Origin of the sequence: Ralstonia pickettii (assembly GCF_001699815.1) — a bacterium.
Taxonomy (GTDB): domain Bacteria; phylum Pseudomonadota; class Gammaproteobacteria; order Burkholderiales; family Burkholderiaceae; genus Ralstonia; species Ralstonia thomasii.
This window is the reverse complement of sequence record NZ_MCGB01000016.1, coordinates 38462-57379: the sequence shown is the minus strand read 5'-3', so window position 1 is coordinate 57379 and position 18918 is coordinate 38462. Positions and strand designations below refer to the sequence as shown.

Below are 18918 nucleotides of genomic sequence, written 5' to 3'. Positions count from 1 at the left end.
GCATCTCGCCGCTGCGCTATACAACAGGAGACACTGCAGTGAACCCCACCCATCAACTCGCCGTGGAGCACGCCAGCTCGCACGGATCAAAGGCCGCCGCCGTGCTACGCGTGACGAGCGGCAACTTTCTCGAGCAGTTTGATTTTTTCCTTTTCGGCTTTTACGCCACCGCAATCTCCAAGGTCTTCTTTCCCTTGGCGGACGAGTTTGCCTCGCTGATGCTGACCTTCGCCGTGTTCGGCGCCGGGTTCCTGATGCGCCCGCTGGGCGCGATCTTTCTGGGTGCGTACATCGACAAGGTCGGCCGGCGTAAAGGTCTGATCGTCACGCTGGCGATCATGGCAAGCGGGACGATCCTGATCGCCTGCGTGCCCAGTTATGCGTCCATCGGCATCGCTGCATCGGTGCTGGTGCTGATCGGCCGACTGTTGCAGGGCTTCTCGGCGGGCGCCGAACTCGGCGGTGTTTCCGTGTATCTGGCGGAGATCGCAACGCCTGGGAACAAGGGCTTCTATACGAGCTGGCAATCCGGCAGCCAGCAAGTGGCCATCATCGTGGCGGCTGCCCTGGGCTATGCACTCAATCAGTGGATGGCCGCAGAGCAGTTGGCCGTGTGGGGATGGCGCATCCCGTTCTTTCTGGGTTGTGCCATCGTTCCATTCCTGTTCGTGCTGCGCCGCTCACTGAAAGAAACGGCGGCCTTTGAAGCAAGGCGTCATCATCCTCGGTCGGCCGAAGTGTTCGCGATGCTGGTGCGTCACTGGAAGATCGTCATCGGCGGCATGCTGCTCACGGCGATGACCACCACGACGTTCTACCTCATCACTGTGTACACGCCGACCTTTGGCAAGGCCGTGCTGAAGCTGTCGACAAGCGACAGCCTGATGGTGACGCTGCTCGTTGCGCTATCGAACTTCATCTGGTTGCCAATCGGCGGCGCCATTTCAGACCGCACCGGCCGCAAACCCATCTTGATGGCGATTACCCTTCTGGCCATCTGCACGTCATATCCGGCGCTGTCCTGGCTTGCACATGCACCCAGCTTTGGCCGAATGCTGACCGTGCTCCTTTGGTTCTCGTTCTTCTTTGGCATGTACAACGGCGCCATGGTCGCCGCGCTGACCGAGGTCATGCCGGTCGAGGTGCGTGTAGCCGGCTTTTCGCTGGCGTTCAGCCTGGCAACAGCCGTCTTCGGCGGGTTCACGCCAGCGCTGTCGACCTACTTGATCGAAGTGACACACGACAAGGCGGCGCCCGGCTATTGGCTCAGTTTCGCCGCACTGTGCGGGCTGTGCGCGACCCTGGGGCTGTATCGGCAAAAGCGGCGAAGTGCAGATCCCGTAGCTTCGCCGACCCCGTAGCGCACGTCACTGCGAAGGCTGCCGTGAGGTGCATGGCGCTTCCATCACAAGCGTTGCGCTGGGTGCGTTGTTGCTCCGCTGAAACGTCACCCCAGTTCCCCATACCCACGCATGCGCGCCTCACGTGCCATCACGGCGATGGGCCGGTAATGCGCCAACGTGGTCGGCACGATGTCTTCCAGGCGGAGCCTGGCGCGCAGACCGGCGTCATCGTGCAAGGCTTGGCGCATTGCGTTTCTCACGCGCTGCACCAGCGTGTCGCCTGCGCGGCGTGAGGCGATGAAGGGCAGGCCGGCCACATGCCGTGTCGAGCCGATCTGCCGTAGCCCCGCAACCAGGTCTGGCCTGTGCTCTGCGGCAAAGGCCAGCGTTACGCAGTCGATGGCGGCAACGTCGGCCTCGTCGTCGGCCACCGCCGCCAGCGACCGCAGGTGCGAGCCCGTGTGCACGACGGCCCCGAAGAACCGCGCGCCGCGCACCAGCGGCGCAACGGCGTGGCGCAGCGCGTTCATGCCGCTGTGCGAATCGGGGCTGTTGCAGGCCACGCGCGCCCCCCGGCATGCGGCCAGGGTGGCGGGGCCATCTTTGGCGCGCACCACGATTGCACTGCTATAGGCTTCCTGCTGGCAACCGGGCACCACAAAGCGCGGGGTGCCGATCAGCTGTACCCGCGATGCCAACCCGCGAATCAACGGGTAGCCGCAGGTTTGCGACAGCAACACGTCGTCGCGTCGCCAGAAAGCGTGCAGCGCGTCGGGGCTCTCGCCCGGGTCCACGGTGTCCAGCATCACGGGCGACATGCCACGGCCGAGCGCCTGGGCTGTTCGCTCGATCAGCGTGGCCCAGTCGTCCCGCAACGACGCAGAGACGTTGTACATCGGGAGGGCTGCCACCCAGCGCTCACGCTTCGCCATATTCGCGATACCCGCCATAGGAACGCGGCGCATACATGTGCCGATCGGAAGGACCATGGAACAGCGGATGCGCTACCGGCGCCGCCACACGCAGCGCGTAGCGTATCAGCCATTCCCGATACCCGCGGACATGGAAGCCGCCGTTGCGCACGAGGTAGTCGTCAGCGCGCCGACGGTAGACCCATGCCAATGCAAACCACGGTACGGAAGGCAGGTCGTGGTGCACCAGATGGTAGTTGTTGTTGAGAAACAGCAACCGCCACATCAAGCCGGCGTCGTTGATGACGCTTCGGGTGGCGTGGGAATCCGCCGGGCGATGCTCCTGGAAAGAGCGGATCGCCGCCAACGACAGCGCCGGATAAGCCACGCCCAGCAGCATGAGCCAGGCAGGCAGGCCACAGGCCGTCTGCAGCCAGACGAGCAGCACCGCGACCGCAAGCAGGTGGGCCGCCCACATGGGCGCGTCGCGCCAGTCGCCCGAGCGCAGCTTTGCGCAAGCATCCGCTGCAATGGTGAGAATCGAGAACGCGGGTTGCAGCAACATCCGCCCGGCCAGCGTATTGCGCGCGGCATACAGCTTGCGCATTGCCGGACTGGCCGCATGCCAATCGACGGCGTAGAGGAAGTAGCTCTCCGGATCGGTGTCCGGGTGCGTCAGTTCAGCCTCGTGGTGCCGCAGATGCAGGCGCCGGTACAGGCCATATGGCAGCCAGATGCCCAGCGGCGCGGCGCCGAGCAAGGCATTGAGCCACGGCAAGCGTGTCGGGTGACCATGCAGCAGCTCGTGCTGCAACGACAGGTACCACGTGGTGCATAACGTCAGCAGCACACACGCCAGCAGCAAACCGAGTTGCCGCACATGCGTGGCAACGCCAAACCAGGTTGCATAGACCGTGGCGATCAGCAGCCACGTCGGCAGCTCCGTGCGCCACAGCCAGTGACGGGCGGCCCGCGCCAGCTCCGTGCGCTGTCGGTCGTCAAGATAAATGGCCATGCGTGCATGCTTGCGTGGTGGAACGAAAGCACAGCATACGGGCCGGCCCCGCGCGACCGGAACGAAGGATTGCCGATAACGATATGTGGCAGCAATCCCCAGCGCACATGACGTTTGCGGATCGCCCTAATCCGGCACCACCGCCGTCACCTCGATCTCCACCTTCGCGCGGTCTTCGACCAGCGCTCCCACCTCCACTGCCGTCATCGCAATGCTGAAGCTGCCGATCAGTTCGCGGAACGCCTTGCCGATCTCGGGATAGGCCGCCACGTAAGCCTTCTTGTCGGTCACGTACCACGTCATGCGCACGATGTGCTCGGGCTTGGCGTCGCCGGCGGCCAACACGTCGACGATGTTCTGCAGCGCCTGCCGGACCTGACCGGCCAGGTCATCCGTGTGGAACACGCCCTGCGCATCCCAGCCGATCATGCCGGCCACGAACACCATGCGCCCGCGCGCGGATACACCGTTGGCATAGCCCTTGGGGCGCGGCCAGTTAGGGGGGAGGAGTACTTCCATGATGCGATTCCTTCTACTTTTATCGGGACTGTTGAACGCTCGCCTCGATCGCCAGCCGCACATCGGGCGGCATCGGCATCGCGCGATGCGTATTGAGATCGGTAAATACCAGCACCTGCTGTGAGCGCACGCGCTGTTCGTCGCCGGCCCAGCAATCCAGGCCCAACGTGAGCGATGCATTGCCGAGCCGCTCCAGCTTCAGCTTGAACTGCACATCGTCGCCCATACGGCTGATGGCGCTGAACTCGCAATGCAGCTTGACGATGGGCAGGCCGATGCGGCGCGGGCCCAGCATCTGCGCATACGAGACACCCAGGCCGTCGGTAAACCAGTCTTCGACCAGGCCGTTGAACAGCACAAGGTATTGCGGAAAGTAGACGATGCCGGCCGGGTCGCAGTGTGCAAAGCGGATGCGCGCGGCGCGCTCGAAGTGGTAGTCACTCATGATTTGCCGTGCTCACGCAGGCGGTAACGCAGCAGCTTGCCGACTTCACTGCGCGGCAGGCTCGCGCGAAATTCGATGGCACGCGGATACTTGTACGGGGCCACGGTCTGCTTCACGAAGTCCTGCAGCGTCTTGACCATCTCCGGCCCCGCCGGATGGCCGGGGTGCAATACAACGAACGCCTTGACGATCTGCCCGCGCTCTTCATCGGGCTCGCCGATCACCCCGCACTCGGCTACGGCCGGATGCTGCATCAGCGCGTCTTCCACCTCGGGCGCGGCAATGTTGTAGCCCGACGAGATGATCATGTCGTCGGTACGCGAGTGGTAGTGGAAGTAGCCTTCCTCGTCCATCACGTAGGCATCGCCCGTGAGGTTCCAGCCGTTGCGCACATACGCGCGCTGGCGGTCGTCGGCCAGGTATCGGCAGCCGGTCGGACCTTGCACAGCCAGGCGGCCCACCGTGCCCGGCGGCACGGGGTTGCCGGCATCGTCCACAACCTGTGCGACATATCCGGGGACGGCCTTGCCGGTGGCGCCGGGGCGCACGTCGGCATCGGCGGCGGAGATGAAGATATGCAGCATTTCGGTCGCGCCAATGCCGTCAATCAATTCGATGCCGGTGGCGTTCTTCCACAGCGTGCGGGTGGCCACCGGCAGCGCCTCGCCCGCCGACACACAGCGGCGCAGCGGCGTCGCACGCAACTCGTCTCCGCGCGCCGCGATGTTGCGGTACGTGGTAGGCGCCGTGAACAGCACCGTCGCGCCAAACGTGCGGATGCCATCGACCAGATCGTTCGGCGATGCCTTCTCCAGCAGCACCGTCGATGCACCCACGCTCATCGGAAACAGCAGCAGGCCGCCAAGCCCGAACGTAAATGCCATCGGCGGGCTGCCGATGAAGATGTCGTCCGCGCGCGGCTGCAGCACGTGCGGCGGCCAACACGCGCAAATGGCGAGGATGTCGCGATGAAAATGCATCGTGGCTTTCGGTACGCCTGTCGTGCCCGACGTAAAGGCAAGCAGGCACGTGTCATCCGCCGCCGTATCGACGTTGGCGAAGGCGGCCGGCTGGCGTGCCATGGCGGCCTCCAGCCCTTCCGGCGTGTCATCGTGAAAACACAGCATCTGCACCGGCTTGGCCGCTTGCGCCACGGCATCGCGCAACTCGTCGACGAGCCGCGCGTCGCACAGCGCGAAACCGATCTCGCCCTTGCCCAGGATCTGACCCAGCTCTTTGGCGCGCAGCAGCGGCATGGTCGTCACCGCAATGGCGCCCACTTTCATCACGGCAAACCAGCAGGCGGCCAGCATCGGGCTGTTGGGCGAGCGCAGCAGCACGCGGTTGCCCGGCACGACGCCCATCTCGTTGACCAGTACATTGGCGATGCGGTTGGCGTGCTCCTGGAGATCGGCGTATGTCCAGCGGGTGCCGGGCGCCTGGATGCAGAGGCGGCCGCCCTCGCCTGCGGCAACGCGGCGGTCGAGCAGTTCGGTCGCACAGTTCAACTGCGGCGGAAACTGCAGCGCCGGCAGATCAAAGCGATACACCGGTTGCAGCTCCGCCGGGGGCAGCCGGTCGCGGGCGAAGGTGTCGATATGGGCGCTGGGCATGGCGAGCTCTCCGTCTCTGGGCTGGGCAGTGTCAGTGCGCTGCCGGCGTGGCCGCGCGCAGGAGTTCGCGCGCGATGATGAGTTGCTGCACTTCCGTCGCGCCTTCGTAGATCCGCAGCGAGCGGATCTCGCGGTACAGGCGCTCCACCGGCTGCTCGCTCACCACGCCCAGGCCGCCCCACATCTGCACCGCGGCGTCGATCACCTGCTGCGCGTTCTCGGTGGCGGTCAACTTGGCCATGGCAGCCTCGCGCGTCACGTTGCGGCCCTGGTCGCGCTGCCACGCGGCGCGGTACGTCAGCAGCGCGGCGCTGTCGATGGCGGTGGCCATTTGTGCGAGCTTGGCCTGCGTGAGCTGGAAATCAGCCAGCACACCGCTGAACATCTTGCGGGTGGTGGCGCGCGCCAGCGCTTCGTCCAGCGCGCGGCGCGCAAAACCCAGCGCGGCTGCAGCCACCGACGTGCGGAACACATCCAGCGTGCGCATCGCCACTTTGAAGCCCTCGCCTGCCGCGCCCACGCGCTGGCTGGCCGGGATGCGGCAGTTGGTGAAACGCAGGCGCGCGAGCGGGTGCGGCGCAATCACGTTGATGCGCTCTGCAATGTCAAAGCCCGACGTACCGGCCTCGACAATGAACGCGCTGATGCCGCGCGAGCCCGGCGCCTCGCCGGTGCGGGCAAACACGACGTAGAAGTCGGCGATGCCGCCGTTGGAAATCCATGTCTTCTCGCCGTCGAGCACGTAATCCGTGCCGTCTTCACGCGCGGCGCACGCCATGGCGGCTACATCGGAGCCGGCCTCCGGTTCGGACAACGCAAATGCAGCGATGGCCTCGCCGCGCGCCACCTTCGTCAGATAGCGTTCGCGCTGCTCAGGCGTGCCGTGCAACGAGATGGCGCCCGAGCCCAGCCCCTGCATCGCAAAGGCAAAGTCGGCCAGGCCGGAATGGCGTGCCAGCGTCTCGCGGATCAGGCAGATGGCGCGCGTGTCGATGGTCTCGGCCGCGCCGCCGTGCGCCGTGCCGCCCACCGCGTGGCGCAGCCAGCCGGCTTGCCCGAGCGACTTGACCAGCGCGCGGCATTCGGCATCCACATCGGGGCCGTGGTCGTGCGCGATGTGCTTCGTGGCCCAGGCATCGAGTTCGGTTTCGAGCTGGCGGTGCTTGTCGCCAAAGAACGGCCACTGCAAATAATCTTTGTCGCTCATCTCAGTTGCCCTCGAATACCGGTTTTTGCTTGGCGACGAACGCGTGATAGGCCCGCGAAAAATCTTCGGTCAGCATGCAGATGGCCTGCGCCTGCGCCTCGGCCTCGATCGCCTGCTCGATCGTCATCGTCCATTCCTGGTGCAGCATCGTCTTGGTGATGCCGTTGGCGAACGTCGGGCCGGCGGCCAGATCGGCGGCCAGGGCTTGCGCTTGGCTCAGCACCTCGGCCGGTTCGCACAGGCGGTTGAAAAAGCCCCAGCGCTCGCCCTCTTCACCGCTCATCGAGCGGCCGGTGTAGAGCAACTCGCTCGCGCGGCCCTGGCCGATGATGCGCGGCAGGATCGCGCAGGCGCCCATGTCGCAGCCGGCCAAGCCAACGCGATTGAAAAGGAACGCCGTCTTGCTGCGCGCCGTGCCCAGACGCAGGTCGGAAGACATCGCCAGGATGGCGCCTGCGCCGGCGCATACGCCGTCAATTGCAGCGACGATCGGCTGCGGGCACGCGCGCATCGCCTTGACCAGCTCGCCCGTCATGCGCGTGAACATCAGCAACTCGGGCGCCCTCAGTTGCACGAGCGGGCCGATGATCTCGTGCACATCACCGCCGGAGCAGAAGTTGTCGCCCGCGCCGGCCAGCACGACGGCCTTGACGTCATCCGCCCACTTGAGCTGATGGAACAGGTCGCGCAGCTCGGCATACGAATCAAACGTGAGCGGGTTCTTGCGCTCGGGCCGGTTGAGCGTGATGGTGGCCACGCCGCCCTCCACGCTCCACAGGAAATGCTTGGCTTGATAGCCCGCCAGCGGGCGGCGGTTGCCGGCCAGCAGGGCCGGGTCCACAGGGTGATTCGGGTCGGTCATGATTGGGTCGGGTTCGTTCAGGGTTGATCTTCGCGGGCGTCCAGCTCTTGCTCACGCTGCGCGAGGTGGACGCGCAGGTGGCCGAGCTGCGCATACAGCGCGTCTTTGTTGGCGACGCCAAGGCCGTCGAACATCTCGATCAGCCAGCGTTCGTGCTCGGCGGCCATCTCGGCAAAGTGGCGGCGGCCGGCGTCGGTCAGCAGCACGCGAAAGGACCGGCGATCGTCCGGATCCGCCTCGCGTTTGACAAGCCCTTCCTTCTCCAACTGGTCGGTCAGGCCGGTGACGTTGCCGCCCGTCACCATCAAGTAGCGCGACAGCACGTTCATGCGCAGCCCGTCCGGGTGACGATCGAGTTGTGCCAGATAGTCGAAGCGCGGCAGCGTGGTGTTGAAGCGCGTGCGCAGGCGCTGGCGGATCTGCTGCTCGATCTGCGTGCTGCAGGCCAGCAGGCGCAGCCAGATTTTGACGTCCATGTGGTCGTCCACATGCGCGCGCGCTTCCAGCCCGATATGTTCGTCGCCCAGCGCCTGCACGACGGCGTGATGGCCGGAGGCACGCGTGGCGAGTGCGGTTTTGCGCCGGGTGCGTTCGGTGCTCACATCACCTCCCCGCCAGATACCGAGATGGCCTGACCCGTGACCGACGACGCGCCATCGGAGCACAGCCACACGACCGCGTTCGCCACTTCGTCGGGCGTGATGAGCCGGCCTTGCGGGTTACCCTTCACCAGCTCGGCCCGCGCTTCTTCTGCGCTGCGGCCGGTGCGGGCGACGATGCGGTCGATGCTCTCGCGCACGATGTTGGTTTCCGTATAGCCGGGGCAGACTGCATTGACCGTGACGCCGCTCGCGGCAAGCTCCAACGCAAGCGAGCGCGTGAGCCCGATCACGCCGTGCTTGGCGGCCACATACGCCGACACATACGCATAACCGCGCTGCCCGGCCGTGCTGGCGATGTTGACGATGCGGCCGCGGCCCGACGCCTGCACATCGGCCAACGCCGCCTGCGTGCACAGGAACGTGCCCGTCAGGTTGACGGCCAGCATGCGCTGCCATTGAGAAAGCGTGGTCTTGGCAAACGATGCACTCTCCGCCTGCCCCGCGTTGTTGACGAGGATGGAGATGGGGCCGAGCCCCGCGCGCGCGGATTCGAACGCCGCCGACACACTCGCCTCGTCGGTCACATCGCACGTCACGACATGCGCGCGTGCGCTATCGGGCAACGTCTTGGCGGTGGCTTCCAGCACGTTGGCGTTACGGCCCATCAGCGTGAGCGTGGCGCCATGCGCCGCGAGTTGCGCGGCAATCGCAGCGCCAATCCCGCGCCCTGCACCGGTAACAACGGCGTGGTGCCCGGCGAGCATTGCAGAGGTCGCCATCTCAAACCCCCTGCATGCGGTTGGCCTGCTCCAGCGGTGACAGCCCCGCCGCCTGCGCCGCCATCGCGCGCTCGCGCTCCAGGTTGCGCTCCAGTTGCAGCTTGCCCGCGCGGTATTGCTTGGGCCACGGCATGTCGAGATAACCGATGCGGGCGGCTTCGTTCAGCGTCCAGGCCGCGTTGGCGAGGTGCGGGCGCGCCACGGCACACAGGTCGGCACGGCCGGCCGCAATGATGCTGTTGACGTGGTCGGCCTCGGAGATGGCGCCCACGGCGATGGTGGCAATGCCCGCCTCGTTGCGCACGCGATCGGCAAACGGCGTTTGGAACATGCGGCCGTACACGGGCTGCTCCTTCTTGCTGACCTGGCCCGACGAGCAATCGATCATGTCGGCGCCTGCGGCCTTGAAGATGCGCGCGATCTCGACCGCATCGTCCGGCGTGATACCACCCTCCACCCAGTCGTGCGCGGAAATGCGCACCGACATCGGCTTGTTGCTCGGCCACACCTCACGCACCGCGTGGAAGACTTCGAGCGGAAAACGCAGCCGGTTGTCCAGCGATCCGCCGTATTCGTCGTTGCGCTGGTTCGTCAGCGGCGAGATGAACGACGACAACAGATAGCCGTGCGCGCAGTGCAGCTCCAGCCAGTCGAAGCCGGCTTCGGCCGCCAGCCGCGCCGAATGGACGAAGTCGTCACGCACGCGGTCCATGTCGTCGCGCGTCATGGCGTACGACCACTGGCTTACGCCATCCAAATACTGCTGGGGCGATGCGGAGATCAGCGGCCAGTTCTGCCCGTCTTCCAGCGGCAGATCGATGCCCTCCCACGCCACGCGCGTCGAGCCCTTGGCACCGGCATGGCCGAGCTGAATCCCGAGCTTTGCATCGCTGTTGGCATGCACGAACTGCACGATGCGCGCCCAGCCGTCACGGTGTTCGGTGTTCCACAAACCCGGGCAGCCGGGGGTGATGCGCGCATCCGGCGACACACAGGTCATCTCGGCCATCACCAGGCCGGCACCGCCCATGGCGCGCGCGCCCAGGTGCACGAGGTGGTAGTCCGCCGGTTGGCCGTCTTCGCACGAGTACTGCGCCATGGGTGACACCACCACGCGGTTCTTGAGCGTGACGCCACGCACCGTGAACGGCGTGAACATCGGTGGCACCGGGCCGTGCTGCGGCCCGCGCTGGGCGCCGGCCTGCTCGGCAATCCAGTTTTCAAACTGTTCGAGATAGCGCTTGTCGCGCTGGCGCAGGTTTTCGTGGCTGATGCGCTGGCTGCGCGTGAGCAGCGAATAGGCAAACTGCTCGGTCGGCAGGCTGGCGTAGCGGGCCACGTTTTCAAACCACTCGGTCGAATTGCGCGCCGCGTTCTGAATGCGCAGCACTTCCACGCTGCGCACCGCCTCGTAGTGTTCAAGCGCGGCACGCAAATCGCCCGGGTGCTGGCCGATGCTGCGTGCCAGTTCAATCGAATCTTCCAGCGCCAGCTTAGTGCCGGAGCCGATCGAGAAATGCGCCGTGTGCGCGGCGTCGCCCATCAGCACCACCGGCGTGCCGTGCGCGTTGGTGTGCACCCAATGCCTGCAAACCACGCGCGGAAACCGGATCCACTGCGCAGAGCCCCGCAGGTGCGTGGCATTGGAAATCAGCTTGTTGCCGTCGAGGTACTTGGCGAAGAGGCGCTCGCAATAGGCGATAGCGTCTTCCTTCTCCATGGTTTCCAACCCGGCGTCGCGCCACACCTCTTCAGGCGCCTCGACAATGAAGGTGGAGGTTTCGTCATCAAAGCGGTACGCATGCGCCTGAAACCAGCCGTGCTCGGTTTCTTCAAACGCAAACGTGAAGGCCTCGAACAGCTTGTGCGTGCCCAGCCAGACAAAGCGGCAGCGGCGCATGTCGATATCGGGTTGATACGTGGCGGCGTACTTGGTGCGGATGCGGCTGTTCAGGCCGTCGCTGGCGATGATGAGGTCGGCATCGGCGTAGGCCGTGTCATCTTGCACGTCGGTTTCAAAGACGAGCTTGACGCCCTCTTCCTCGCAGCGCGCCTGCAGGATGTTCAGCAGGCGCTTGCGCCCGATGCCGCAAAAGCCATGGCCGCCCGAGCGCACCACCTGCCCGCGGATGTGCACTTCAATGTCGTCCCAGTGATTGAACGCGTCGAGAATCTGCGCGGCGCTCTTGGCGTCGGCACGCTGCAGGTTGCCCAGCGTCTGGTCAGAGAACACCACGCCCCAGCCGAACGTGTCATACGGGCGGTTGCGCTCCACCACGGTGATGTCGTGCGACGGGTCCTGCAGCTTCATCAGCAGGGCAAAGTACAGGCCGGCCGGCCCACCACCAATACAGACAATCTTCATGACAACGGCTCCGCGTTTGATGCGGTATTACCTTAGTCATGAATAGTTTAGTTGTAAAGTAATTTGCTCAGCCGGCACCCCGGGGTTTACACCGAACCGGGCGGCGCCAGGCTCACACCCGCATGTGAGTCCCCACTCAGCACAGGCGCTGCCGGAAGAACGCCAGGATCTCGTCGCGGGCCCCCAACGTTGGCTCGCCAGCCGCGTCGATCAGGTGGGCCGTCACCACGCTGTGCGGACAAGGCACATGCCGGGCAAAGAACGAGGGCGGGTTCGGGTGCGCAGCGCTGTCGGGCAGCACGCGCGGCACAAAGCGAGGGCCCAGCGCCTGTGCATATGCAGCGAAGCGCTCGGCGCGGCAGAAGCGGTCGCCCTCAAACCGATAGGCCAGCACGGTCAGGTCTTCCTGCTCCAGCCGCTGGCGTACGGCGGCCGCTTCCTCTGGCGCGATCTCGATCCCGCCCGGCGCGTTCAATGGCAAGGACGGCTGGCACAGCACGGGCGCCAGCATGGCCGGCTCCAGCATCATCGTCAGCGCGAAATTGCCGGTGAAACACATGCCGATGGCACCCACCCCGGGGCCACCGCACTCCGCATGGGCCAGCCGCGCCAAGCTGCGCAGCCACTGCGTGACCGGGCTCGACTGGTTGGCCGCAAAGGCACGGAACTCCGCACTCACGCACGCATGGCGGAACACCGCGGCACCCGCCTCCGCCTCGGGCACCGCGCCATCCCGCCCGAACAACGACGGTATGTAGACCGTCAACCCCGCATCGCGCACCCAGCGTGCAAACCGCGCCACGTGCGGGCTGATGCCCGGCATTTCGGCCATGACGATCACGCCCGGCCCGGTGCCGGTCACATACACGGTCTTGGTGATGCCATCCATGGTGATCTGGCGGCGCGTGAAGTCTTCCAGGCGGTCGTCTTGCGGGATGGGGGGCGTCATGCGGTCGGCCTTGCGCGGAATGGAGATGCCCCCATTGAACGCCTCGGGCCGCTAGACTGGCAGTGTCGATTTCGACATCTTTCGGGCAACTTTGGTCATGGCGGATTTCACCCTCCTCGTACTCTCCGGCGCTTACGCCACCAGCGTGGCGGCAACACTGGACATCCTGCAGGCCGCGTCGACACTCGCCCCGCGTGTGAAGGCCCCGCGTCCAACCTGGCGCGTACTCTCAGCCGACGCGCCCAGCGCGCAACTGAGCAACGGTATGCAAGTGGAGGCCACCGCCCTGCCAAAGCGCCCCCGCCCCGATGGGGGCACCTGGATCGTGCCGGGCCTGGGCCTGGATCATGCGGGCGTGATTGCCACGCGCCTGGCGCAGGATGATGCCCAGCGAGCAGCGCGCGCCCTGGCCGCGCAGGTCGCAGCGGGCGGGCAGGTGGCCGCATCGTGCTCGGCGGTGTTTCTGTTGCAGGCGGGCGGCTTGCTGCACGGGCGTTGCGTCACCACGTCTTGGTGGCTGGCCCCGACGCTGCAGCAGTGGGAACCCGCATGCACGGTCGACGCAGACCGCATGGTGTGCGCCGACGGCCCGATCGCCACTGCCGGCGCCGCCTTTGCGCAAACCGACCTGATGCTGCATCTGCTGCGCACACGCTTTGGCGTGGCGCTGGCCGACGCCGTGGGGCGTGTGCTGCTGATCGACGGCCGCCACGCGCAAGCGCCGTTTGTGGTGCCCGCCATGCTGGCCAACGGCAACGCGCTGATTGCCCGGCTGGTGGCACGCATTGAAGCCGCCCTGCCCAACCCGCCCAGCGTTCAGGCGCTGGCCGACGAGCTGGCCATGTCGCAACGCACGCTGTCTCGGCACGTGCGGGAAGCGACCGGCAGAAGCACGCTCGCCCTGGTGCAGAGCGTGCGCCTGAACCGCGCCCGCATGCTGATCGAATCGAGCCGCATGACCATCGACAGCGTGGCCGAAGCCGTAGGCTACGAAGACGCCACCGCGCTGCGGCGCCTGATGCGCAAAGTGTCGGGCACCAACCCCAGCCAATACCGCCCGGCAGCCTAGGGTTACAGGCGGTTACACAAGAAGCTGCCGGGCCTTAATGTTGGTTTAAGACTTGGCCCCTAACTTGGTCACGTCGCATCCACCCAGACAGGACTACACACCATGTCCCCGCAAGAACAGCAAGCGCTGGAAAACTTCCTGGCCCAACTGACGCAGGCGCGCGCCGCGGCCAAGGACCCGCAGGCCGAAGCCCGCATCCTGGACGCCGTGGCTCGCCAGCCGGACGCGGCCTATCTGCTCGTGCAGCGGGCCATGCTGCTCGACCAGGCGCTGGCATCGGCGCAAGCGCAGATCGCCACGCTGCAGAGTCAGTTGCAGACCGCGCAAGCCGGCCGCAGCACGTCGTTCATGGACTCGGCCAACAACTGGGGCAGCCACGCCAACAGCCCGGCGCCCAACCCCGCCTACGCCCCGCAGCAAGCCGCCCCAGTACAGATGCCGCCACAGCCCCAGACGGCCCCGGCGCAACCCTCGCGCTCAGGCTTCTTTAGCGGCGGCCTGGGCAGCACGCTCGGCAGCGTTGCCACCACGGCAGCCGGCGTGGCTGGCGGCGCGCTCCTGTTCCAGGGCATCGAGAACATGTTCCATCACAACAGCGGCGGTGGCGGTTTCTTCGGCCAGCAGCCGGTGATGGGCGGCACCACGGAAACGGTCATCAACAACTACTACGACAGCGACAGCAACGGCAACAGCGGCACGACCAACACGGCGTCGCGCGATGACAGCCTCGGGCTGATCGACGACAGCGACCTCGGCGGTAGTGACTATTCGGATGACGATTCGATGTTGAGCTAGTCGCGCAAGGCGCGCCGCGCATCGGCAGACCGGAAGGTCTCCCCACGCGGCCCGCCCTTGATGTTGCGCAAGAGAAGGATGATGGCGCCGCCCCAGCGGCACTCAGTCAAGATAGGGCTTCAACAGCCCTTCGATCCAGGCCATGAAGACCCGGACGCGCGGCGACAGGTTGCGCCGATGGGCCACGACAAACGACGCAGGCAGCGGCTCAGGGCGCAGATCGGGCAGCACTTCCACCAGAGCACCGCTCTCGATATGTGGCGCGAGCGCGGTGTATCCCGCCTGGATCAACCCAATGCCCGCGAGCCCGGCGGCGTGATACGTCTGCACGCTGTTGACCTGCATGGCGGCGGGCAACGGAAGCCACGCATAACCATCGCCATCGGGGTATTGCCACCCCGCGTGCCTGGCGCCAAGCGTGAGCGTGTAATGCACCATCTGATGTCCCTGGCTGAGCAAGTCTTGGAGCGTATGCGGGACGCCATACCGTGCCAGATACGCGGGGCTTGCCGCATTGGTCATGCGCAGCTTGCCGAGCGGCCGCGCAATCATGGTTTCATCGGTGATCGGCCCGAACCGGATCACGCAGTCGAAGCCTTCCTGGACGAGATCGACGCGCCGGTCCGTGCTGGAAAGCTCCAGTTGCAGCTCCGGGTGCGCCGCCATCAGCTGCGGCAACGCTGGAACCACGACACTGCGCGCCAACTCGGTCGGCAGATCGACGCGCAGCCGGCCGCGTAACGGCCCGCCGTTCGCCAGGAACATCGATTGCAATTCCTGCGCTTCGGCCAGCAGGTCGCGGGCGCGCGCATAGAATTCGCGGCCGTCTTCAGTCAGCTGCACACTGCGCGTGGTCCGATGCAGGAGCGCGACACCCACATCCCGTTCGAGCGTGCGGATCACCGTTGAGACGCGTCCCTTCTGGATGCCGAGGCTTTCCGCCGCGCGCGTAAAGCTCGTCATTTCGGCCACACGGGCAAAGATCAACAGTGCGTCGAGGTTTTGCATTGTTCACCCGGGGAAGAACAGAACGTTCAAATTGGCGTCATTTATCACGCCGTCGCTGCTCGCTAAAGTGGCCTCCCATGTCGTCCACAGCGGACCACGTTCACGACAGGAAGCCACCATGACTGAAATCACCACCCAAGCAAAAACGGCCGTCGTCTATCACTCCGGCTACGGGCACACCGCCCGCATGGCAAGCGCTGTTGCCGAAGGCGCCGGCGCGGACCTCGTCGCCATCGACGCCGAGGGCAATATCGCCGAAGACGCCTGGGCCACGCTTGCCCGAGCCGACGCCATCCTGTTCGGCTCGCCCACCTACATGGGCGGACCCAGCTGGCAATTCAAGAAATTTGCAGACGCATCGTCAAAGCCCTGGTTTGAAGGCGCGTGGCAGAACAAGGTCTTCGGCGGCTTTACCAACAGCGCCAGCATCAATGGCGACAAGCTCAACACGCTCGAATACTTCGTTCTGCTCACGGGGCAGCACGGCGGCATCTGGGTCAGCATGGATATCAAGCCTGCGAACGTAAAGGCCTCCAAGCGCGACGACCTGAACCGCATGGGATCGTACATCGCGCCGATGGCGCAAACGCCCGCCGATGCGTCGCCGGAAGAAATGTCGCCAGGAGACTTGGAAACCGCACGCCGCTATGGCGCACGTGTGGCGAAGGTTGCAGCGCAGCTTCGCGCGGGGCGGGCTCAGGCACGTTGAAATGATCGAAGCGGACCTGCCGCCACTTCGAGCTTCAAATTTTCGACCTCGGAGAGCCTCACTCCAGCCTCAGTCAGTCGATCGCCACGGTTGGAGGCTCGCGCTCGGCAGTCTGACCCTGGCGCACGACTCTCGGAGGTCGAGATTTTCGAGCGAAGACAGCGGCATTGCACAGTTTGGGTGCCGTGCGTGAGCCTCCCACGGCGGAACACGGGCCCTTGAGGCCCGAATGCCGCCCTCAAACCTCCACGCTCGGCTAGGTGTCGGTGGCCGCCCGCTGTCGCGCCATCATCGATTGCAGGGCGTGCTGCAACTGATCGAGCGTGTAAGGCTTGCGAAGCGCCGTCCACCTGAACGCAAAGCGATCGTGGTTGGGAATGGGGTTGCCGGAGGCAAAGACGACCCGCAGTTCCGGATGCAGCGCAAACGCGTGCTGCGCGAGTTTAATCCCCGACATGTCCGGCATGATCAGGTCCGTAAACAGAACGTCGAACGCCTCCGCCTGCAGGGCTTCGAGCGCCTGCGCGCCGCTGGCCGCCTGCTGGGGCGTGATCCCGATCAGCATCAACAGCTCGCACACCGCGCCACGCAATGAAGCGTCGTCCTCCACCACGAGGATGCGCAAGCGCGCCGGCTCCCACACCGCGCCCGTGTCGAGATCGGGCGGCGTGTCGCCTTCCTCGGGTCCGCTCGCTTGCACCGCGTCGCTTCCGAGCACCTGGCGAATCTTGAAGGCGAGCTGCTGGCGGCTGTACGGCTTGCTCAGCAGCTCGACGCCCGGATCGAGCCGCCCACCGTGCACGATGGCGTTCTGCGTGTAGCCGGAGGTGTAAAGCACCTTCAGCGCGGGCAGTGTCTGAACTGCTCTCTGCACCATCTCCGTACTGCGCAGGGCACCCGGCATGACTACGTCGGTGAAGAGCAGGTCGATATGCACACCGCTCTCGACCACGGCCAGCGCCTGCTCTGCATTGTTGGCCTTGAGCACGGCATAGCCGAGGCCGCTCAGCAGATCGACGACGGTCTCGCGAACCTTTGCGTCGTCTTCCACAACGAGGATCGTCTCGTTGCCGTGCTTGAGCGCTCCAGCCTTGACGCGTGCGGGCTCGACCGCCGTACCGGTGGAGCGGGGCAGATAGACGCGCACCGTCGTGCCCTCTCCGACCTCGCTGTAGAGGCGAATATGGCCGCCGCTCTGTTTGACGAAACCGTAGGCCATGCTGAGCCCCAGGCCCGTGCCCTCGCCTTCGCGCTTGGTGCTGAAGAACGGATCGAAGGCGCGCTCCATGACTTCCGGGCTCATGCCCGTGCCGGTGTCCGTCACGGCCAGCATGACGTACTGCCCGGCCGGCACATCGGGCAGCGCTGATACATAGCCGTCGTCGAGCGTGGCGTTGGAGAGTTCGAGCGTGAGCTTGCCGCCTTCCGGCATCGCATCCCGCGCGTTGATCGCCAGATTCAGGATGACGTTTTCCAGCTGATGCGGATCGACCGCGGTATTCCACAGTCCGCCCGCGACCACCGATTCGATCTCGATCGCCTCGCCCAGCGCGCGCCGCAGCAGATCGTCCATGGCGCGCAGTTGACGTGCAGGGTTGATCACAACGGGTGCAAGCGGCTGCTGGCGACCGAAGGCCAGCAACTGGGCGGCAAGCTTTGCACCCCGGTCGACGGCATCGATGGCGTTATTCAGCCGCTCGGCGCTCCAGGCATCGCGCCCATGCCGGTTTTCGAGCAGTTCGAGGTTGCCCCGCAGCACCTGCAACACGTTGTTGAAATCATGCGCAACGCCGCCCGTGAGCTTGCCCAGTGCTTCCATCTTCTGAGCCTGGAACAGCGCTCTTTGCGTCTGCTCAAGCTGCTCGCCTGCGCGTCGTCGTTCCGTGATGTCGCGCGTGACCTTTGCAAAGCCGACCAGTTCGCCGTCTTCGTAGATGGCATCGATGATGACGTGCGCGAAGAAGCGGCTTCCGTCGCACCGTACGCGCCAGCCTTCGGCTTCGAATCGCCCGTCGCGCCGGGCCGTCTCCAGGCCCCGGAACGGCACGCCGGCCGCAACATCCTCGGGCGTATAGAAACGCGAAAAATGCGAACCGATAATCTCGGCCTCGGTATAGCCCTTGATGCGCCGTGCCCCGGCATTCCAGCTCGTGATGTGCCCGTCGGTCGACAGCATGAAGATGGCGTAGTCCGTCACGCCCTGAACCAGCAGCCGAAAATTCCGCTCGCTTTTGAGCACAGCGTCGTGAGCGGCCTTCTTGTCGCTCATGTCGCTGATCACGGTACCGAACCCGATCAACGCGTTGTTGCCGTCGCGCAGCGCCGTCATGGCGACGTTCGCCCAAAAGGGCGTGCCGTCCTTGCGGATGCGCCATCCCTCCTCGACGTGCCGCCCTGTCTGGGCGGCAGCATGCAGCGCGGCTTCGGGCGCACCCAAGGCCCGGCTCTCCAGCGGATACAAAAGGGCGAGTGGCTGACCAATAATCTCGTCCGGCCGATAGCCCTGCATCCGTTCGCCGCCAGGGTTCCACGTGGCGACAACGCCGGGGCGCGATAGCGCGAAGATGGAAAAATCCGAGGTGGATTCGGCCCACAACCGCAGCCACGCAAAACCGGACTCAGAAGACAAGAGATCGTGATTCATTGAATTGGCAGATCAGCGCGCAACCGCAGGCGTGTCGGGAGCGCATAGCAATGAGTGGACCGCGCCCGCATCTTTACCGAAAC

Annotated in this window: 17 protein-coding genes; 4 read left to right on the top strand and 13 right to left on the bottom strand. The window is 65.5% G+C overall.

The window, feature by feature from the left end; translation table 11 throughout:
- Positions 1-38: 38 nt before the first annotated feature.
- The gene (locus tag BEK68_RS02125) at positions 39-1361 is read left to right on the top strand and encodes an MFS transporter (RefSeq protein ID WP_024542602.1); all 1323 of its coding nucleotides are present in this window, start codon (positions 39-41) and stop codon (positions 1359-1361) included.
- 86 nt (positions 1362-1447) lie between these two features.
- Here the strand turns inward: BEK68_RS02125 and BEK68_RS02120 are convergent, their stop codons facing one another.
- The 11 genes from BEK68_RS02120 to BEK68_RS02070 form a co-directional block, all read right to left on the bottom strand.
- Positions 1448-2239 carry a phosphate/phosphite/phosphonate ABC transporter substrate-binding protein gene (locus tag BEK68_RS02120; protein WP_249262880.1) on the bottom strand — a complete coding sequence of 264 codons (792 nt, stop codon included), beginning with the start codon at positions 2237-2239 and terminating at the stop codon, positions 1448-1450.
- A 22-nt stretch (positions 2240-2261) separates the two neighbouring features.
- A complete protein-coding gene (locus BEK68_RS02115; RefSeq protein ID WP_024542600.1) occupies positions 2262-3269 on the bottom strand; it encodes a fatty acid desaturase in 1008 nt (335 codons plus the stop codon).
- A gap of 126 nt (positions 3270-3395) precedes the next feature.
- Positions 3396-3788, bottom strand: coding sequence for a RidA family protein (locus BEK68_RS02110; RefSeq protein ID WP_004632330.1), 393 nt, complete (start codon positions 3786-3788; stop codon positions 3396-3398).
- Between the two features lie 19 nt (positions 3789-3807).
- Complete coding sequence (locus BEK68_RS02105) at positions 3808-4233, bottom strand: acyl-CoA thioesterase (protein ID WP_024542599.1); 426 nt, start codon at positions 4231-4233, stop codon at positions 3808-3810.
- Entirely contained in the window at positions 4230-5846 is a 1617-nt protein-coding gene (locus BEK68_RS02100; protein ID WP_024542598.1) for an AMP-binding protein, read from the bottom strand. The genes BEK68_RS02105 and BEK68_RS02100 overlap by 4 nt, the downstream gene beginning before the upstream one ends.
- 31 nt (positions 5847-5877) lie before the next feature.
- On the bottom strand, positions 5878-7053 hold the full coding sequence (locus BEK68_RS02095) for an acyl-CoA dehydrogenase family protein (RefSeq protein WP_024542597.1): 1176 nt from the start codon (positions 7051-7053) through the stop codon (positions 5878-5880).
- Position 7054: 1 nt separating this feature from the next.
- On the bottom strand, positions 7055-7915 hold the full coding sequence (locus tag BEK68_RS02090) for an enoyl-CoA hydratase family protein (protein ID WP_024542596.1): 861 nt from the start codon (positions 7913-7915) through the stop codon (positions 7055-7057).
- 17 nt (positions 7916-7932) lie between these two features.
- Positions 7933-8517 (bottom strand): MarR family winged helix-turn-helix transcriptional regulator, encoded by a 585-nt coding sequence (locus tag BEK68_RS02085; RefSeq protein WP_024542595.1) that lies wholly within the window; start codon positions 8515-8517, stop codon positions 7933-7935.
- Complete coding sequence (locus tag BEK68_RS02080; protein WP_024542594.1) at positions 8514-9296, bottom strand: SDR family NAD(P)-dependent oxidoreductase; 783 nt, start codon at positions 9294-9296, stop codon at positions 8514-8516. The genes BEK68_RS02085 and BEK68_RS02080 overlap by 4 nt, the downstream gene beginning before the upstream one ends.
- 1 nt (position 9297) lies before the next feature.
- A complete protein-coding gene (locus BEK68_RS02075; protein WP_024542593.1) occupies positions 9298-11661 on the bottom strand; it encodes a bifunctional salicylyl-CoA 5-hydroxylase/oxidoreductase in 2364 nt (787 codons plus the stop codon).
- A 136-nt stretch (positions 11662-11797) separates the two neighbouring features.
- The gene (locus BEK68_RS02070) at positions 11798-12610 is read right to left on the bottom strand and encodes a dienelactone hydrolase family protein (protein WP_027693597.1); all 813 of its coding nucleotides are present in this window, start codon (positions 12608-12610) and stop codon (positions 11798-11800) included.
- Positions 12611-12707: 97 nt separating this feature from the next.
- Between BEK68_RS02070 and BEK68_RS02065 the strand changes: the two genes are divergently transcribed.
- Both BEK68_RS02065 and BEK68_RS02060 read left to right on the top strand, forming a co-directional pair.
- Positions 12708-13679 carry a GlxA family transcriptional regulator gene (locus tag BEK68_RS02065; RefSeq protein ID WP_024974456.1) on the top strand — a complete coding sequence of 324 codons (972 nt, stop codon included), beginning with the start codon at positions 12708-12710 and terminating at the stop codon, positions 13677-13679.
- A gap of 102 nt (positions 13680-13781) precedes the next feature.
- On the top strand, positions 13782-14474 hold the full coding sequence (locus BEK68_RS02060; protein ID WP_028866775.1) for a DUF2076 domain-containing protein: 693 nt from the start codon (positions 13782-13784) through the stop codon (positions 14472-14474).
- Positions 14475-14576: 102 nt separating this feature from the next.
- On the opposite strand, the gene BEK68_RS02055 is transcribed toward BEK68_RS02060, so the two are convergent.
- A complete protein-coding gene (locus tag BEK68_RS02055; protein ID WP_004632344.1) occupies positions 14577-15482 on the bottom strand; it encodes a LysR family transcriptional regulator in 906 nt (301 codons plus the stop codon).
- A gap of 118 nt (positions 15483-15600) precedes the next feature.
- On the opposite strand from BEK68_RS02055, the gene BEK68_RS02050 reads away from it, so the two are divergent.
- Positions 15601-16191: a flavodoxin family protein gene (locus BEK68_RS02050; RefSeq protein WP_027693584.1), complete on the top strand. Its 591-nt coding sequence runs from the start codon at positions 15601-15603 to the stop codon at positions 16189-16191.
- A gap of 256 nt (positions 16192-16447) precedes the next feature.
- Here the strand turns inward: BEK68_RS02050 and BEK68_RS02045 are convergent, their stop codons facing one another.
- The gene (locus BEK68_RS02045; protein WP_028866776.1) at positions 16448-18835 is read right to left on the bottom strand and encodes a hybrid sensor histidine kinase/response regulator; all 2388 of its coding nucleotides are present in this window, start codon (positions 18833-18835) and stop codon (positions 16448-16450) included.
- Between the last annotated feature and the right edge of the window lie 83 nt (positions 18836-18918).

Bases quoted from the DNA above. Each gene is read 5' to 3' on its own strand.
- BEK68_RS02120 (WP_249262880.1), bottom strand. From the start codon at position 2,239: ATGTACAACGTCTCTGCGTCGTTGCGGGACGACTGGGCCACGCTGATC.
- BEK68_RS02115 (WP_024542600.1), bottom strand. From the start codon at position 3,269: ATGGCCATTTATCTTGACGACCGACAGCGCACGGAGCTGGCGCGGGCC.
- BEK68_RS02110 (WP_004632330.1), bottom strand. From the start codon at position 3,788: ATGGAAGTACTCCTCCCCCCTAACTGGCCGCGCCCCAAGGGCTATGCC.
- BEK68_RS02105 (WP_024542599.1), bottom strand. From the start codon at position 4,233: ATGAGTGACTACCACTTCGAGCGCGCCGCGCGCATCCGCTTTGCACAC.
- BEK68_RS02100 (WP_024542598.1), bottom strand. From the start codon at position 5,846: ATGCCCAGCGCCCATATCGACACCTTCGCCCGCGACCGGCTGCCCCCG.
- BEK68_RS02095 (WP_024542597.1), bottom strand. From the start codon at position 7,053: ATGAGCGACAAAGATTATTTGCAGTGGCCGTTCTTTGGCGACAAGCAC.
- BEK68_RS02090 (WP_024542596.1), bottom strand. From the start codon at position 7,915: ATGACCGACCCGAATCACCCTGTGGACCCGGCCCTGCTGGCCGGCAAC.
- BEK68_RS02080 (WP_024542594.1), bottom strand. From the start codon at position 9,296: ATGGCGACCTCTGCAATGCTCGCCGGGCACCACGCCGTTGTTACCGGT.
- BEK68_RS02075 (WP_024542593.1), bottom strand. From the start codon at position 11,661: ATGAAGATTGTCTGTATTGGTGGTGGGCCGGCCGGCCTGTACTTTGCC.
- BEK68_RS02070 (WP_027693597.1), bottom strand. From the start codon at position 12,610: ATGACGCCCCCCATCCCGCAAGACGACCGCCTGGAAGACTTCACGCGC.
- BEK68_RS02065 (WP_024974456.1), top strand. From the start codon at position 12,708: ATGGCGGATTTCACCCTCCTCGTACTCTCCGGCGCTTACGCCACCAGC.
- BEK68_RS02060 (WP_028866775.1), top strand. From the start codon at position 13,782: ATGTCCCCGCAAGAACAGCAAGCGCTGGAAAACTTCCTGGCCCAACTG.
- BEK68_RS02055 (WP_004632344.1), bottom strand. From the start codon at position 15,482: ATGCAAAACCTCGACGCACTGTTGATCTTTGCCCGTGTGGCCGAAATG.
- BEK68_RS02050 (WP_027693584.1), top strand. From the start codon at position 15,601: ATGACTGAAATCACCACCCAAGCAAAAACGGCCGTCGTCTATCACTCC.
- BEK68_RS02045 (WP_028866776.1), bottom strand. From the start codon at position 18,835: ATGAATCACGATCTCTTGTCTTCTGAGTCCGGTTTTGCGTGGCTGCGG.